This window comes from Gordonia marina (assembly GCF_052036135.1).
Taxonomy (GTDB): domain Bacteria; phylum Actinomycetota; class Actinomycetes; order Mycobacteriales; family Mycobacteriaceae; genus Gordonia.
Genome location: NZ_JBPSDN010000012.1, coordinates 1 through 15,918, shown reverse-complemented (window position 1 = coordinate 15,918; position 15,918 = coordinate 1). Strand labels below are relative to the sequence as shown.

The following is a 15,918-nucleotide window of genomic DNA, read 5'->3' as shown; positions in this document are numbered from 1 at the left end:
GGCATGACGATCTTCTCCCGCCTCCGCCTCCTGGGCGCCACCGCCCTGACCGCCACCGCCCTGGTCTCGTTGGGTCTCGTTCCGGCCGCGCACGCCGCCCCGACCACCACGGCACCGTCCGCCGCCCACCTCGCCAATCCCGATCTGCTGACGCCCCGGCTGGCCTCGGTCGACAACTTCCGCGACCTCGCCGGCCCCGCGCTCCTCGGCTACCCCGCCGCCGGCGGCAAGCACGTGCGCCACCGGGTGGTGTACCGCTCCAACGCGCTCACCCCGGACAAGCAGGATCTGGCCACCCTGAACACCCTCGGCATCCGCCGCGTCTACGACCTGCGCACCACCTCCGAGGTCACCGCCAAGCCGGACACCGTGCCGGCCGGGGCGAAGTACACGCGCGTCAACATCATGGGCGACGATTCGCAGGCCGCCGCCGGCTTCGACTACTCGACGCTCACCCCGGAGTCGGCGCGGCAGTTCCTGATCGAGGCCAACCGGAACTTCGTCACCGACCCCGCCCAGCGCGCCGAGCTCGGCCGGCTGCTCCGCTCGATCGCCGCGCAGCCCGGCCCGGTGCTCTACCACTACACCGCGGGCAAGGACCGCACCGGCTGGACCTCCGCGCTGCTGCTCAGCAACGCGGGCGTCTCGCACAGCGACATCATGAGCAACTATCTGCTGACCAACAAGTACTCGGCGAAGTCGATCGACGCCGCGGCGCAGGCGTTCACCAAGCAGTACGGCCCGACCGCGGGCGCGGGTGCCCGGGTCCTGCTCGGCGTCTTCCCCGAGGCGTTGCAGGCCGGCCTCGACCAGGCCGTCAAGGACTACGGCAGCATCGACGGCTACCTGCGCAAGGGACTCGGCCTGGACGGCAAGACCCTGAACGCGTTGCGCGCGGAGCTGACCTACTGATCGGCGAGTGAGGGATCCGATCGGCCTGCGGCGGCAGCGTCGTTCCGGCACGATGGCGGCATGGGCGAAGACGTCAGCCGCCAGCAGTTCACCGGAGCCGATCGGGTCCGCTTCCGGTCGCAGGTCTCCCGCGGCACCGAGGCGATCGCCCGGATGCTGGCGGGCGGGCTGTTCACCGATCACGGGCAGCCACCCGAACCGCTCCTCGGGATGGAGGTGGAGCTCAATCTGATCGACGCGGCCGCCAACCCGTCGATGGCCAACGCCGAGGTGCTCGAGGCGATCGCCGACCCGATGTACCAGACCGAACTCGGCCAGTTCAACATCGAGATCAACGTCTCGCCGCGACCGTTCGTCGGAGGCGACACCGTCAGCCTCGAGCAGGGGCTGCGCAGTTCCCTCAACCGGGCGGACGCCGCCGCGAAGACCACCGGCAATCATCTGGTGATGGTCGGCATGCTGCCGACCCTGCGCGCGGAGCACTTCGCCCACCACTGGATCTCCGCCAATCCCCGCTACGACCTGCTCAACGAACAGATCTTCGCCGCCCGCGGTGAAGACCTGGAACTCGACATCACCGGTGTCCCGCTGACCGAGAGCGGCCCGGCCGACCGCCTGCGGACCACCACCGACTCGATCCTCCCCGAGGCGGCGTGCACCTCCCTGCAACTGCATCTGCGGGTGGCCCCGGAGGATTTCGCCGCGCACTGGAACGCCGCCCAGGCCATCTCCGGCGTCCAGGTGGCGATCGCCGGGAACTCGCCGTTCCTCGACGGCAAGGCGCTCTGGCACGAGACCCGTATCCCGGTGTTCGAGCAGGCCACCGACACCCGGCCGCTGGAACTCAAGAATCAGGGTGTGCGGCCGCGCGTCTGGTTCGGCGAGCGCTGGATCAACACCATCTTCGATCTGTTCGAGGAGAACATCCGCTACTTCCCCGCCCTGCTCCCGGTCTCCACCGAGGTCGATCCCCTCGCCGTGCTCGACGACGGCGCGATCCCCACCCTCGATGAGCTGCGCCTGCACAACGGCACCGTCTACCGGTGGAATCGCCCGGTGTACGACGTCGTCGACGGCCAGGCGCACCTGCGCGTGGAGAATCGCGTCCTGCCGGCCGGCCCCACCGTGGTCGACGTCATGGCGAACGCCGCCTTCTACTACGGCGTGGTCCGCGGCCTGGTCGAGAGCGACCGGCCGATCTGGTCGCGGATGTCGTTCGACGCGGCGCGCGAGAACCTGTCGGCCGGCGCCCACTGGGGCATGAACGCACAGTTGTACTGGCCCGATGTCGGCTGGGTGCATCCGGACGAGCTGGTCCTGCGCCGTCTGCTGCCGCTCGCCGAGCGCGGGCTCGACGCCTTCGGGGTGTCCGAGAAGGCCAAGAGCCGCTACCTCGGGATCATCCACGGACGGTGCGTCACCAAGCAGACCGGCTCGGTGTGGCAGCGCAAGGCCGTCGCCGCCCGCGAGGCGGCCGGTGAGGGCCGGGCCGAGGCGCTGCGCGGCATGCTCGCCGACTACGTGGCCCTGATGCACGAGGGCGAACCGGTCCACAACTGGCCACTACCCTGAACGCCATGGCCTCCCCCGCACGACTCCCGCGCCTCAAATGGCATCGGGCCCGGAAGACGGCGAGCGACGTGCCCTTCACCGCGACGCGCATCCTCGAAGGCCTCCGCCTGGGTGCGAGCGTCGAGGTGGATCTGCTGGTGCACGCCGACGGCGGTTTCGCGATCCTGCACGACGCCGAGCTGGCCGACTCCACCACCGGTCGGGGCAAGGTCCGCAAGACGCCCGCCGCCACCCTCCGGACGTTGGAACTGCTCGACGCCCAGCACCGTCCGTGCGGCGAGCCCGTCCTGCTCCTGGAGGACCTCGCAGACCTGCTCAGCGGCGAACAGCTGCCCGCCGACGCACTCCTCCAGCTGGACTTCAAGGACACCGCGCGGGCCCTGGACCGGCAGAGCATCGCCGCGTTCGCGGCGGCGGTCGAACCGATCGCGGAGCACCTGATCCTGTCGTGCGGGGATGCGAAGGCGGTACGGCTGCTGACCGGCGCGGCGCCGGGCGTGGCGGTCGGTTACGACCCGTGCCATCGCGGCGCCGTCGACCGCGTACTCGTCTCGGGCCGGTTCGCGCGGTTCGTCGAGAAGGCGTGTGCGGCGTCACCGCGGGCGACGACGATCTATCTGGAGATCCGGCTGGTCACCGCGGCGGCGGACCGCGGATTCGACGTGATCGACGCCTTCCACGCGCGCGGCCGGGAAGTGGACGCCTACACCTTCTACGGCGCGGCGAACCCGGGCATGGTCCCGGTGGCGACGCGCCTGGTCGGGCTCGGCGTCGACCAGCTCACCGTCGACGACCCCGAGGGCCTGGCCGCGCTGCTGGGCTGACCGTCGCGGGCGACTACGTCGAGTAGCCCGACGACGACGTGCTGTCCGCGTAGTAGACGGCCCAGATGATGATGGCGACCACCACGATCACCGCGATCACGAAGCCGATCGCGAAGGCGATCCACGCCCACATGGCCATCTTCTTCGACGACTCGGCCGTCTGGACGGCGAGTTCGGCCTGACCGGTGCGCCAGTAGTTGCCCGACGCGTTCGACTTGGTCAGCCCCAGGATGCCGAGGATCAGCGGCGCGAGACCGACCGGCAGGCCGTAACAGGTGACAGCGAACAGGCCGCCGATCACGATGGCGACGATCGACGACACCTGCCCGGTCGCCGGGGCCGGGCCCGGAGCGGCCACCGGACCGTACGACGGCGCGTACGGGAACGGTGCGGGAGCGGGCGCCGGGTAGGGCGCCGGAGCGGGCATCGGCGCCGGTGCCGCGTAGTACGGATCCGCCGGCTGGTCGTAGTAGGGCGTCTCCGGCGCCGGGTTCGGCGCGGGCGACGGGCCCGGGGTCGGCGCGATCTGGGTCGGTTCGTACGCCGACCAACTGTCGTCGTTCGACTTCCCGGAGCCGGGCTTGGAGAAATCAGGCGGCGTCATGTCACACTTTCAGGCTGTCGAACGGCGCGATCGGGATGTTCCGGATCACGAACCACACCAGGGTCACGACGAGGGCTACGGTGGGGGCGTATCGCCATCGCTGCCAGTTCGACACCGGTCGTCCCCGCCACAGACCGACGGCATAGGTGACGAAACTCGCCGCAAGCAAGAACAGAGCCACGACACCCAGCGCGTTGTAGTGCAACGCGTCACCGATTCTCCCGTGTTCGAGAGAATAGATGGCCCGCGACATTCCGCATCCCGGGCAGTCGATCCCGAGGAGGGCATGCGTCGGACACGGAGGCATGAGCCCCCCGGGTTTGGTCGGATTCGCGAACCATATGAAAGTTCCCGCCGCCGCAACCCCGGTGAGGATCGCCGCCGGTCCTGCGATCCGGTGCCTCACCACCTTCTGCACGGTGGCGAGGCTCCGGTTCGGAGGTTTCGGCTGTGACGGCGCGACAATCATCGTCATCGTCTGCGTCTAGTCCACGTTGTAGTAATAGGCAGTGTTTCCGGTGGCCCACAGGATGATTCCGAGGATGATCCAGATCACTAGCACTGCTCCGAATACGATCCACGCGATCTTGGACCACTTGGCCGCGTCGGCAGAGTTCTGCTGGGCGGCAGCAGCGTCGCCCATGCCCCACAGCTTGCCGACCGCGGTGGCCTTGACGATCGCAACTATGCCCAGGCCCGCCGCCACCAGGCTCAGCGGACTGCAGCAGACCAGCGAGACGATGACGCTGAGCACCGTGACGACGATCGACGAGGCGAGGCTGTTCGCCGGTGCAGCGCCGGGAACACCTGCTGGGGCCGGGTACTGGGCCGCCCCATACGACGCTCCGGGGATCGGCTGTCCGGGCACCGGCGGCTGGCCATACGCGGGAACCTGACCGTACCCGGGAGCAGGTTGCCCGTACTCGGGCGCCGGCTGACCGTAGGGCGCCGCCTGACCGGGGGCGGGCGGGGGCGGCGGCTGCTGCACGAACTCGGTCTGCCCCTCCGGCTGTGCGGCCGGTGCAGGCGAAGTCAGATCGGGTCGCTGCACGTACTCGGTGGCCCCCTCGGAGGCCGGCTGGGCGCCCTCGGTCGGCTCCGGAGTGTTCTGCGGGTCGTTCGGGGTCGTCATCTCGGTCCTCTCGGGGTGACTTTTACGGTAGGCCGATCGTAGCGGACCGATCCGGCAGGAGAATGAACGCCGTCAGGCGAACAGCGCAGGCAGGGTGCCCTCGTGCACGGCACGGACCTCATCGAGGGTCACCGAGAACTGTCCCTGGACCTCGATCGAGTCGCTGCCCTGGTCGACGACGCCGATGCGCGCCCACGGCAGACCGCGGGCGTCGAGCATCGAGCAGAAGCGCGATTCCTCGGTGCGCGGAACCGCGACCAGCACCCGGCCGGTGGACTCGGAGAACAGCGTGACGAACGGGTCGGCACCTTCCGGCAGCACCAGCCGGCAGCCGGTCTCCCCGGCCAGCGCCGATTCGGCGACGGCCTGGATCAGGCCGCCCTCGGACAGGTCGTGCGCGGCGGAGATCATGCCGTCGCGCGAACCGGCGACGAGGATCTCGCCGAGCAGGCGCTCGCGTTCCAGGTCGACCTGCGGAGGCACGCCGCCGAGGTGGTCGTGGCGCACCTGCGCCCAGATGGAGCCGTCGAACTCGTCGCGGGTCTCGCCGAGCAGGATCAGCGTCTCGCCCGGCTCGGTGCCGAAACCGGTCGGGATGCGGCGGTCGACGTCGTCGATCACACCGAGGACCGCGACCACCGGGGTCGGCAGGATCGCGGTGGTGCCGGTCTGGTTGTAGAAGCTGACGTTGCCGCCGGTCACCGGGATGCCGAGCTGCGCGCAGCCGTCGGCGAGGCCGCGGACGGCCTGGCTGAACTGCCACATCACGGCCGGGTCCTCCGGCGAGCCGAAGTTGAGGCAGTTGCTCACCGCGCGCGGCGTCGCACCCGCCGCCGACACGTTGCGGTAGGCCTCGGCCAGCGCGAGCTGCGCACCGCGGTACGGATCGAGGAAGGTGTAGCGGCCCGACGCGTCGGTGGCGAGCGCGATGCCGCGGCCGGTCTCCTCGTCGATGCGGATCATGCCGGAGTCGGCGTGCTCGGCGAGCACGGTGTTGCCGCGCACGTAACGGTCGTACTGCTCGGTGATGAACTTGCGGCTGCACAGCGCGGGGCTGGCCAGCAACGCCAGGAAGGTCTCCCGGAGTTCGTCGCCGGACGACGGCCGCGCCAGGCCCGCGGTGGTCGACGCGATCACCTCGTCCTGGCTGTCCGGACGCGCCACCGGACGCTGGTAGACCGGGCCGTCGTGGGCGACGGTGCGCGGCGGCACGTCGACGACGGTCTCGCCGTGCCAGGTGATCTGCAGGTGGTCGCCGTCGGTGACCTCGCCGATCACGGTGGCCAGCACGTCCCACTTGCGGCACACGGCCATGAACGCGTCGACGTTCTCCGGCGACACGACCGCGCACATGCGCTCCTGCGACTCGCTGGAGAGCACCTCGGCCGGGGTCATCCCCTCGGCGCGCATCGGGACCTTCTCCAGGTCGATGTGCATGCCGCCGTCACCGGCCGCCGCGAGTTCGGAGGTCGCGCAGGAGAGTCCGGCGCCGCCGAGGTCCTGGATGCCGACCACCAGGTGGTCGCGGTACAGCTCGAGGCAGCACTCGATCAGCACCTTCTCGGTGAACGGGTCGCCCACCTGCACGCTCGGCAGCTTCTTGCGCGACGGCCCGCCGTCGTCGTTGAAGGTCTCCGAGGCGAGCACCGAGACGCCGCCGATGCCGTCGAGCCCGGTCCGCGCGCCGAACAGGATGATCTTGTTGCCCGCGCCGGAGGCGAAGGCCAGGTGCAGGTCTTCAGCCCGCAGCACGCCCGCGCAGAGCGCGTTGACCAGCGGGTTGCCCTGGTAGCTGGCGTCGAAGACGGTCTCGCCGCCGATGTTCGGGAGGCCGAGGGAGTTGCCGTAGCCGCCGACACCGCGGACCACGCCGTCCACCACGCGGCGGGTGTCGGGATGGTCGACGGCGCCGAACCGCAGCTGGTCCATCACCGCGATCGGCCGGGCACCCATCGCCATGATGTCGCGGACGATGCCGCCGACGCCGGTGGCCGCACCCTGGTACGGCTCCACGTAGCTGGGGTGGTTGTGCGACTCGACCTTGAAGGTCACCGCCCAGCCGTCGCCCACGTCCACCACGCCGGCGTTCTCCCCGATGCCGGCCAGCATCCCGGCCTTCATCTCGTCGGTGGTGGTCTCACCGAAGTAGCGCAGGTGCACCTTGGACGACTTGTAGCTGCAGTGTTCGGACCACATCACCGAGTACATCGCGAGTTCGGCGTCGGTGGGACGACGGCCGAGGATCTCGCGGATCCGCGCGTACTCGTCGTCCTTCAGGCCGAGTTCGGCGAAAGGCTGCGGGTGTTCGGGGGTTTCGGCGGCGTGGGAAACGGTATCGACCTGGGCGCTCACACCGGACAGTCTATGTCAGCGGGTTCGGAGCCCCGCACCTCGATCGGCGGGCCGGAACGACCGTGCCGAAGTCGGGCGCCGGTGCTCCCGGTCGGCTATATGTGGAAGATGGTCAGCCACATCGCGCTGCGCCACCGCGCCGAAGCCGAGTGCGGTGCCGCATGATCGCCAGTCAGACGGTGCACGGTCGCACCTACACGTTCGGCTCCCTCATCGAGATCCTCGCGAAGGCCACGCCGCTGCGCAGCGGTGACCAGCTCGCCGGCTGCGCCGCCGACTCCGACGCCGAGCGCGCGGCCGCGAAGTGGGTGCTCGCCGATCTGCCGCTCACCGTCTTCCTGGAAAACCCGGTGGTGCCGTACGAGACCGACGAGGTGACGCGGCTGATCATCGACACTCACGACCGGGCGGCGTTCGCCCCGATCGCCGCGCTCACCGTCGGCGGTCTGCGCGACCTGCTGCTGACCACGGTGACCCGCCCGGACGCCGCGGCCCGGCTGTCCGCGCTGTCGGCCGGCCTCACCCCGGAGATGGTGGCCGCGGTGAGCAAACTGATGCGCAACCAGGACCTGATCTCCGTGGCCCGCGCGATCGACGTGCGGGCCGCGTTCCGCACCACGATCGGCACCCCGGGCACACTGGCCACCCGGCTTCAGCCGAACCACCCGACCGACGACCCGCGCGGCATCGCCGCCGCCACGCTCGACGGCCTGCTCCTCGGCTGCGGCGACGCGGTGATCGGCATCAACCCGGCGACCGACTCGCCGCACGCCACCGCCGATCTCCTGCGTCTGCTCGACGAGATCCGCACCCGCTTCGAGATCCCCACCCAGTCGTGCGTGCTCAGCCACGTCACCACCACCCTGGGCCTGATCGAACAGGGCGCGCCGGTCGACCTCGTCTTCCAGTCGATCGCCGGGACCGAGGGCGCCAACCGGGCGTTCGGCGTGACGCTCGCGCTCCTGGAGGAGGCCAATGCCGCGGCCCGCGAACTGCGGCGCGGCACCGTCGGCGACAACGTGATGTACCTGGAGACCGGTCAGGGTTCGGCGCTGTCCTCGGGCGCCCATCTCGGCACCGGCGGCCTGCCGGTGGACCAGCAGACCTTGGAGACGCGGGCGTACGCCGTCGCCCGGCGGCTGGAACCGCTGCTGGTGAACACCGTCGTCGGTTTCATCGGACCGGAATACCTGTACGACGGCAAGCAGATCACCCGGGCCGGACTGGAGGACCACTTCTGCGGCAAGCTGCTCGGGCTGCCGATGGGCGTCGACGTCTGCTACACCAACCACGCCGAGGCCGACCAGGACGACATGGACGACCTGCTCACCCTGCTCGCGGTGGCCGGCGTCGACTTCGTGATCACCGTGCCCGGCGCCGACGACGTGATGCTCGGCTACCAGTCGCTCGCCTATCACGACGCGCTCTACATCCGGCGTGCCCTCGGCCTGCGGCCCGCTCCCGAGTTCGATGCCTGGCTGGCGGCGCAGGGCATGCTCGACGACGCCGGCGGCCTGCGCGACATCACCGTGGACGCCTCCCCGCTCCGCGCTCTCGCCGCCCGGGAGCCGGCGTGAGCGCCGCCGACGAGTCCGCCGCGGTCTGGGACGGTCTGCGCACGACGACTCAGGCGCGCATCGGGCTGGGCCGCGCGGGTGACGCCCTCACCACCACTCGCCTGCTGGAGTTCGGCGCCGCGCACGCCGCGGCCCGCGACGCCGTCCACCAGCCGCTCGACGTCGACGCCCTGGCCGGCGAGGTCGCCGCACTGGGCCTGGGTGACCCGATCGCCGTGCGCTCGCTCGCCGCGGACCGGGCCGAGTACCTGCGCCGGCCCGACCTCGGCCGCCGTCCGGCCGATCTGAGCGCGTTGACCCCGGCCGCGGCCGATCTGGCGGTCGTGCTCGCCGACGGCCTGTCGCCGCGGGCGGTCTCCGTGCACGGAACGGGCCTGCTCGCCGCGATCGCCGACCGGCTCCCGGCCGACGTCGTCGTCGCATCCCCGGTGATCGCGACGCAGGCGCGGGTGGCGCTCGGCGATCACATCGCGCATGCGCTCGGTGTCCGGACCGTGCTGGTGCTGATCGGCGAACGCCCGGGCCTCTCGGTGGCCGACAGCATCGGCATCTATCTGACGCATCGCGCAGACCCGGGCGACTACGCGACCGGGGTCACCGACGCCGACCGCAACTGCATCTCCAACATCCATCCGCCCGACGGTCTCGACTACCGGTCGGCGGCCGCGGTCGCCGCGGCCCTGGTGACCGGTGCGCGCCGGCTCGGACGATCCGGCGTCGACCTCAAGGACACCTCGCGGGCCGAGCTCGATGCCCCGGTGGTCGACGGTCTCGAATAGGGCGTGCGCCGGCGCCGCGGCGACTACAGTCACGGAGCAACGGCTCGGGGTTCGGGAGCTGGAAGGTTCGGGGGGACCATGACCGATCTGCGACGTCTCGCGCGCGATTACTTCGACGCCGGTGTGCTCCGGCTCGGTATCCCGATCGACGGCCAGGATCCCCGGCCGAGGCCGGCCGACGCGCTGCTCGCCTTCACCCGCGCGACCGAGGCGGACCCGGCGATGGGCGACGCCTGGCTGGGCCGGCTCGCCGCGGGCGACGCATCCGGCGAGACCCTGTTCGGCCTCTACGCGGCCCGGGCGACGATCGGCGCGCAGCAGCGTCGTCTCGGCCTGCCCACCGGAATGCTGTGCGGCCGCGCCCCGACCGGGATGTTCGTCGACTACCCGGTCGCCGACGCCGCCCAGGCCGCGCTCGCGTACGCCGCGTCGTTGCTGTCCGGGAACGACGTCGACGGGGCCCGCCGGGTGCTCGACGACCTCGGCGACGATGGCTCGCCGATCACCGAGTTCTGCTGGGCGATGGTGCATCTGCGCGCCCACGACTGGCCGCGGGTGCTGACCGCACTCGCCCGGGCCGACCGGTGGGACGACGAGTACCTGGCCACCGCCGCCGCGGTGATGGCCGGCACCGCGTGCGTCCACCTCGGCCTGTTCGACGAGGGCATCCGCCGGCTGACCGAGGTCCGCGACGGGCCGCTCACCAACTGCCGCGCGCAGGCCGCGTTCACCATCGGCATGGCGCAGCGGGAGCGGGGCGACGAGGCCGCCGCGCGCACCCTCTTCCAGGAGGCCGTCGCGCTCGATCCCAGACTGACCGAGGCCACCCGGGCGCTGACCGATCCGGCCTACCGGCTGGTGCTCGGCGAGGGAGACGACGGCGCTCGGCCCGACGTCGACCCCGCGGATACCGGCGGAGATCCCGCCGCCGCACGACTGGCGGAGCTGGAAGCCGAACTCGATGCACAGGTCGGGCTGACCGAGGTGAAACAGCAGGTGGCGCGGCTCCGGTCGACGGCGACCCTCGCGAAGGTCCGTGCGCAGCGCGGTCTGCGGACCGGGGAACGCAGCCTGCACCTGGCCTTCACCGGCCCGCCCGGAACGGGTAAGACCACCGTCGCCAGGATCGTCGCGAAGCTCTATTGCGCTCTCGGCCTGCTCGCCACCGACCGCGTGGTCGAGGTGTCCCGCCGCGACCTGGTCGGCCAGCACCTGGGCAGCACCGCGCCGAAGACCGGGAAGGTGATCGACTCCGCCCTCGACGGTGTGCTGTTCCTCGACGAGGCGTACACGCTGATCCAGGAGGGACTGTCCGGCGGCGATGCCTTCGGCCGCGAGGCCCTCGACACCCTGCTGCAGCGGATGGAGTCCGACCGCGACCGGCTCGTCGTCATCATCGCCGGATACGACGACGAGATCGACCGTCTGCTGGCCGCCAACGAGGGCCTGGCCTCCCGTTTCGCGCGGCGCATCCGGTTCCCGTCGTACCTGCCCGGCGAGCTGACGCGGATCGCCGAGGTGATCGCCGACCGCCGCGACGCCCGTCTCACCGCGGAGGCCTCCGCGCTGCTCATGACGGCTTTCACCGCCCTGTACGACGACCTCGCACCGACCCCGGCGGGACCGCGCCGCGGCACCGACGCCGCCGGGAACGGGCGGCTGGTGCGCAACGTGATCGAGGCCGCCGAGGAGGAGCGCGAACACCGGCTCGCCACCCGCGACGACCTCGATTCGCTCACCGAGACCGACCTCATGACACTGGACGCCGCCGACATCCGCCGTGCGCTGGACGCCGTCGTCCCGCGGCCGCCCACGCCTGCTCCTGGACCGGAACAATCCAGGTATTTTCGCGCATCCGCGCCGGGCCCGGCGCGGGCAGACTCCTTCGGGTGACCGAACTGATCGACCCCTACTCTCCCCCGCCCGGCCGCCGCGGCCGCGGGCCCCGCAGTGCCGGACCTCCCGGCCCCGTCGCGCGTACCTTCGACGCCCTCGGCGCGCTCGTGCTCTGGCTGCTCCAGATGGTCGCGGCGGCGATCGGCTTCTTCCTCTCGGCATTCGCAGCGATCGGCACCGACAGCTGCGGCGACTCCACCCCGTGCGGCGGCGATGGCTACATCTACGCGGGCATGGCGATCTCGCTGATCTCCGGCGTGGTGATCGCGCTCAGCGTGCTGACGTGGTGCGTGTCTCATCTCTGCCGGAAACGGCTCTGCTGGTGGGTCGCCCTGCTCGGGCTCGGTGCACAGGCGGTGTTCACGGTCATCGCGGTGGCCATCGCCATCCACGCGGGCCCCGTCTAAGCCGGCCTTGACCTCGAAGACGATGGCCAGATCGACAGCGATCACGCAGACACCGTCACCGAACCCGCAGTCGCCGGCAGCGGCGGCCCGGACACCCGCGACACTCCCCGCCGGGAAGCGACACTCAGCGAGGAAGCGACAACCGCGGTCGTCGCTTCCTCTCCCGATGTCGCGGCGACGATCCGAATGTCGCGAACGCGCCGTCCCGGCTCAGATCTCCGGCCACTCCCGATCGAAGATCTCCATCCAGGGATCGAACGGGCTCCCGATGATGCCCAGCTGATCGACCACCGGCGACGGATCCGCTTCCAGCGCCAGCAATCGTTGGGGGTCCGCCCCATACAACGCCGCGGCAGCGGCAGCGGCCTCGGCGCCGATGATGGACCGCGCCGCCGTCGACGGCTCCGGATCCAATTCCGGATCCTGCACGTAGGCCCGATACACGCACTCGCTGCCAGCCGGATCGAGCTTCCACACCTGGAAGACGACGCCGTACTCGTCACCGTCCTCACAGATCACCGCCCGCCCCACCGGCGCCTCGGTGAAGAACGACGCCTCCTTGTGATCGGCGACCACACCCTGCCCATTCATCGACAGGCGCGCCCCCTCGTCGGTCTCCTCGACCTCATAGACGACGTCCTCGCCGTACCCCGGCCCATCGGCGAGGAACCGGGCGATGTGCTCCCCCAGCCGTTCCCCGGCCTCGACATCGGGGACGTCGGCCACAATCACCAGTCCGTACGTGCTCATCAATCACCCTCCGTTCCAAGAAACATAGCCAACCACTCGATCTGCGTAGACGTGACCCTCACCACGGGACGATCGGCTCCGGAACACTCACATCGGCCACGAACTCGTCCGGTACGCCAAGATCAACCAGATTTTGCTGACGCGTAGCCAACAGCAGGCCTTCCATACCCGGCCGATCCGCCGCCTCAAGGTAGCTCAACAACTCCGGCCAGAAACGCGCGTTCCATTCACCATTGCCCCGGCCCGTGTCCAGGTCTTCTTCCAGCACCCACTGAACGTCCGATACCAACCCTTCCCGCTCCTTAGATCCAGTCAACACTCTTAAAATAACCAGGAATTGCCGCGTATTCTTTCGGTAAATCCGCGCCACTCTATCCTGCCCCTTCCGGAGCCAGCCCGCATACTTTTCTTCACTGTCGCGAACAATCAGTGAGAGATTCCGATCCGGCGCAAATATGTGCAGATCCGTCGACTCGGCAAAAGCGACGAGAGCACTCGGCTTCTCAACGTGGACCATATCCCGTATCCGGTCGGAACTCTCCACCTGGCGCAGTATTTCAAGGTCAGCACCACTGTCACCCCAGCGATACGCGGAGGCCGCGGGCTTGGCTAGGATTGATCCCCAAGCCACAAACCGGCCGGCACTAGAGTTCTCGTGATACACGTACTGCCCCCACCAACCAACGGGAACACGTACAACCTTTACCTGACGGCCTCTTCCAACCGTGATCCAATTCGATCCAAGCAAGTCAATTCCTGCTGCAGATACTCGCCCCCATTCGGCTACGCTCAATCCCATGGGAAGTCCTCCTCCGTGATTTCAATAAACCGATCAGCCCTCTTCGGATTCGTTGGCCTTATCGGCCGTACGATGGAATCGAGCTGCTCACCGCTTTTTCCAATCAGCTCCCCAATGGCTTCTTTCCAGGCCCTCGAAATTCTTGCCTTGCCGGTCTTCAGGTCGAGAACCATCGCGATGGTCTCATCACCATCGATCACTTGTGTGATAATGACATCTGGACGAACTGTACCGTTCTGGCCACGGGGCGCCCATACGATTTTCCCATTCTGATCTCGCTCTATCTCTTCCCCTCGCTGCAGTGACTCCTCGATCTTTAGTGCGAACCCTGATTTCTCGATGAGATCCTGCAACTCCAAATATTCTTTGAGATAGTGCTCTAAGCGTTTGTGCAGCTCGGTGCCCCAAGCCTGTGGTGTCGCCTTACGCCACTCCTCGTCTCCGCGCATGTCATCGGCAAGGTCATCGATGATTTCGATGAGCTTGACAATTATCGCGCCCTGCGTCAGCAGTGACCCACGGCCCGGCTCAGAGGTGGGACCGTCGCCCGGCGGGGGCTCAGCGTTCATCACGATACCGGTCAACCAGCTGGCCACTCCATCGAAGATCGAGGGATCCGCGCCCTCTGCCGGCGGGCGATCAGGCTGTTCGCCTGGCTCTCCGGCCGGCGGTTCCGGCCGCTGCGGCGCGGGCGTATCCCCTCTCGGCGTGACCTCGGGCGGGCGTGTTTCGTCGGGAAACTCCGGTGCCGGCTCGCGGGGCAGGGGGTCCGTCGGTTGGTCGTGCCCGGAGCCATCCCCGGGCACCTCGTCATTCGGCACCGGATCGCGAGGCGTGTCCGGAATCGTATCCGGCGTATCACCCGGCACCTGTGGAGGCTCCTCCGTTGGCGGATACTCCGACGGCGGTTCATCCCCCGGCTGCAGATCCGGATCCGGGTCATCGCCCGGTTGCAGATGCGGATCGGGATCATCACCAGGATCGAGCTTCGGGTCGGGTTTGTCGCCGGGCGGTGTCGGCGTCGTCGGGGTTGGATATCTCGGCTTCAGTGCACCATAGCGTTTGTACCACTCGTCATCGATATGCCGGTGGACGTCTTCCCACGTGTCACGTAGCTGCTGACTCAGCTTTGGATCGATCTCGTCGCCGTGGTCGTCGAGATACTGCTCCAATGTTGCGGCGAGTGAGTTCGCGCGCGCCCACCATTTTATGAACTCTTCGTTCGTCAGCGAGGTAAAGTCCTGATTGAGAATCTCCTCCAGTCTCTTCAATAGTTCTTCGGCCTCTGACGGCTTGTGCACCGGCGGCTTAGTCCGCCAGGGCGGATCAAAAATGCCGCCCTGGAAGGGATCGTCCGGAATCAGCGGGAAGAACCACGAGCGACCCGGTATTTTCAGCTTACCGGGGCCCATAGGTTCAATCGTCTGAGCAGAGCCACCGCCGCTTCCAGGCCCTGCCGGGTCGACTGGGGCAGCAGGTTCGACCGGTTCCTGCGGAGGAGGCTCTGGACTTGTCGGCTCAGGAGGTGGCTGTACAGGTTCTACCGGCTGCGGCGGCGGAGGAGGCTGCACCGGCTCCGGCGGCGGATCGTCCGTGTGTCGATTCCAGTTGCCACCCGGGTTGTCCCGGCGAATCTCGAGGACCGGCGTGGCGGCAGGCCCAAGGCTGCGTCGTTCGGACGAAGAGGCCCGGACCGCACGCTTGCCTCCTGGGTAGGACGCGGCGATCGCAGCGGCGGCGACAAGGAGCCATGCCCATACGGGAGTCGAGCCATCGCCGCCAGAAGAGGTGATCGGAGCGGGTACGCCAGGCACCGAACTCTCCGCTGGCGGTGCCGTTGCCGGCGAAGGCGCCGCGGGTCGCGGTGAGTGCTGCGGCGTGGTCGTGGCCACCGGCCCTACCGGCGTGTGCTGCCCGCCGGGCACCGCGGCGGTTCCGCCGCGGTGTCCGGGCGGGCTCACAATCGGGGTGCCGTTGCCCTGGCCGGGGCCGTCGCCGGGACTACCTCCGATATTCGGGCCACCACTGGGACTTTCGGTCTGCCCTGGCTCAATCGGCGGCGGAGCCTGCTGTGTCGGCGGCGGCGTGTACATCGGAACATCCAGGCAGGGCCAGCCCGCCCCGAACTGTGCGCGGAGGGCATCGCATTCGGGATTGGCCGATGCGAGACCGCCACCCACACCGGCAGACCACAGACCGGTGAGCACCAGTACCGCCAGTGCGGTGATCGCCGACACTGTGCGGCGGCGCGGCGAAGTCGCTCCGCGGGCGTGGTTCACACGCATCATCGACCCTGGCGGCGGAAGGCCGCGAT

At 69.2% G+C, this 15,918-nt stretch carries 14 protein-coding genes; 7 read left to right on the top strand and 7 right to left on the bottom strand.

Features of this window, described 5'->3' with window-relative positions:
* Positions 1-3: 3 nt before the first annotated feature.
* Genes ACSEEN_RS09575 through ACSEEN_RS09565 form a run of 3 tightly spaced genes read left to right on the top strand, consistent with a single transcriptional unit; the run spans position 4 to position 3,308 of the window.
* On the top strand, positions 4-912 hold the full coding sequence (locus ACSEEN_RS09575; RefSeq protein WP_298440793.1) for a tyrosine-protein phosphatase: 909 nt from the start codon (positions 4-6) through the stop codon (positions 910-912).
* 60 nt (positions 913-972) lie between these two features.
* The gene (locus ACSEEN_RS09570; RefSeq protein ID WP_247866348.1) at positions 973-2,484 is read left to right on the top strand and encodes a glutamate-cysteine ligase family protein; all 1,512 of its coding nucleotides are present in this window, start codon (positions 973-975) and stop codon (positions 2,482-2,484) included.
* A 5-nt stretch (positions 2,485-2,489) separates the two neighbouring features.
* Positions 2,490-3,308, top strand: coding sequence for a glycerophosphodiester phosphodiesterase (locus ACSEEN_RS09565; RefSeq protein ID WP_247866347.1), 819 nt, complete (start codon positions 2,490-2,492; stop codon positions 3,306-3,308).
* Between the two features lie 13 nt (positions 3,309-3,321).
* On the opposite strand, the gene ACSEEN_RS09560 is transcribed toward ACSEEN_RS09565, so the two are convergent.
* The 4 genes from ACSEEN_RS09560 to purL form a co-directional block, all read right to left on the bottom strand.
* A complete protein-coding gene (locus ACSEEN_RS09560; protein WP_247868149.1) occupies positions 3,322-3,912 on the bottom strand; it encodes a hypothetical protein in 591 nt (196 codons plus the stop codon).
* A gap of 1 nt (position 3,913) precedes the next feature.
* Entirely contained in the window at positions 3,914-4,387 is a 474-nt protein-coding gene (locus ACSEEN_RS09555; RefSeq protein ID WP_440713046.1) for a DUF2752 domain-containing protein, read from the bottom strand.
* A 9-nt stretch (positions 4,388-4,396) separates the two neighbouring features.
* Positions 4,397-5,044 carry a CD225/dispanin family protein gene (locus ACSEEN_RS09550; RefSeq protein WP_440713045.1) on the bottom strand — a complete coding sequence of 216 codons (648 nt, stop codon included), beginning with the start codon at positions 5,042-5,044 and terminating at the stop codon, positions 4,397-4,399.
* Between the two features lie 72 nt (positions 5,045-5,116).
* A complete protein-coding gene (gene purL, locus ACSEEN_RS09545; protein WP_298446097.1) occupies positions 5,117-7,396 on the bottom strand; it encodes a phosphoribosylformylglycinamidine synthase subunit PurL in 2,280 nt (759 codons plus the stop codon).
* A gap of 161 nt (positions 7,397-7,557) precedes the next feature.
* Between purL and ACSEEN_RS09540 the strand changes: the two genes are divergently transcribed.
* The 4 genes from ACSEEN_RS09540 (at position 7,558) to ACSEEN_RS09525 (ending at position 12,055) form a co-directional block, all read left to right on the top strand.
* Positions 7,558-8,973: an ethanolamine ammonia-lyase subunit EutB gene (locus ACSEEN_RS09540; RefSeq protein WP_440713044.1), complete on the top strand. Its 1,416-nt coding sequence runs from the start codon at positions 7,558-7,560 to the stop codon at positions 8,971-8,973.
* The gene (gene eutC, locus ACSEEN_RS09535) at positions 8,970-9,752 is read left to right on the top strand and encodes an ethanolamine ammonia-lyase subunit EutC (protein WP_440713043.1); all 783 of its coding nucleotides are present in this window, start codon (positions 8,970-8,972) and stop codon (positions 9,750-9,752) included. Before ACSEEN_RS09540 ends, eutC begins: the two co-directional genes overlap by 4 nt.
* A 78-nt stretch (positions 9,753-9,830) precedes the next feature.
* Positions 9,831-11,645: a type VII secretion AAA-ATPase EccA gene (eccA, locus tag ACSEEN_RS09530; protein ID WP_440713042.1), complete on the top strand. Its 1,815-nt coding sequence runs from the start codon at positions 9,831-9,833 to the stop codon at positions 11,643-11,645.
* Entirely contained in the window at positions 11,642-12,055 is a 414-nt protein-coding gene (locus ACSEEN_RS09525) for a hypothetical protein (RefSeq protein ID WP_440713041.1), read from the top strand. The genes eccA and ACSEEN_RS09525 overlap by 4 nt, the downstream gene beginning before the upstream one ends.
* Before the next feature lie 210 nt (positions 12,056-12,265).
* Here the strand turns inward: ACSEEN_RS09525 and ACSEEN_RS09520 are convergent, their stop codons facing one another.
* The 3 genes from ACSEEN_RS09520 to ACSEEN_RS09510 all read right to left on the bottom strand — a co-directional run bounded on the left by ACSEEN_RS09520 (position 12,266) and on the right by ACSEEN_RS09510 (position 15,016).
* Positions 12,266-12,805 (bottom strand): hypothetical protein, encoded by a 540-nt coding sequence (locus ACSEEN_RS09520; protein WP_440713040.1) that lies wholly within the window; start codon positions 12,803-12,805, stop codon positions 12,266-12,268.
* A 58-nt stretch (positions 12,806-12,863) separates the two neighbouring features.
* Entirely contained in the window at positions 12,864-13,349 is a 486-nt protein-coding gene (locus tag ACSEEN_RS09515; RefSeq protein WP_440713039.1) for a hypothetical protein, read from the bottom strand.
* Between the two features lie 245 nt (positions 13,350-13,594).
* Complete coding sequence (locus ACSEEN_RS09510) at positions 13,595-15,016, bottom strand: hypothetical protein (protein WP_440713038.1); 1,422 nt, start codon at positions 15,014-15,016, stop codon at positions 13,595-13,597.
* Positions 15,017-15,918: the final 902 nt, after the last annotated feature.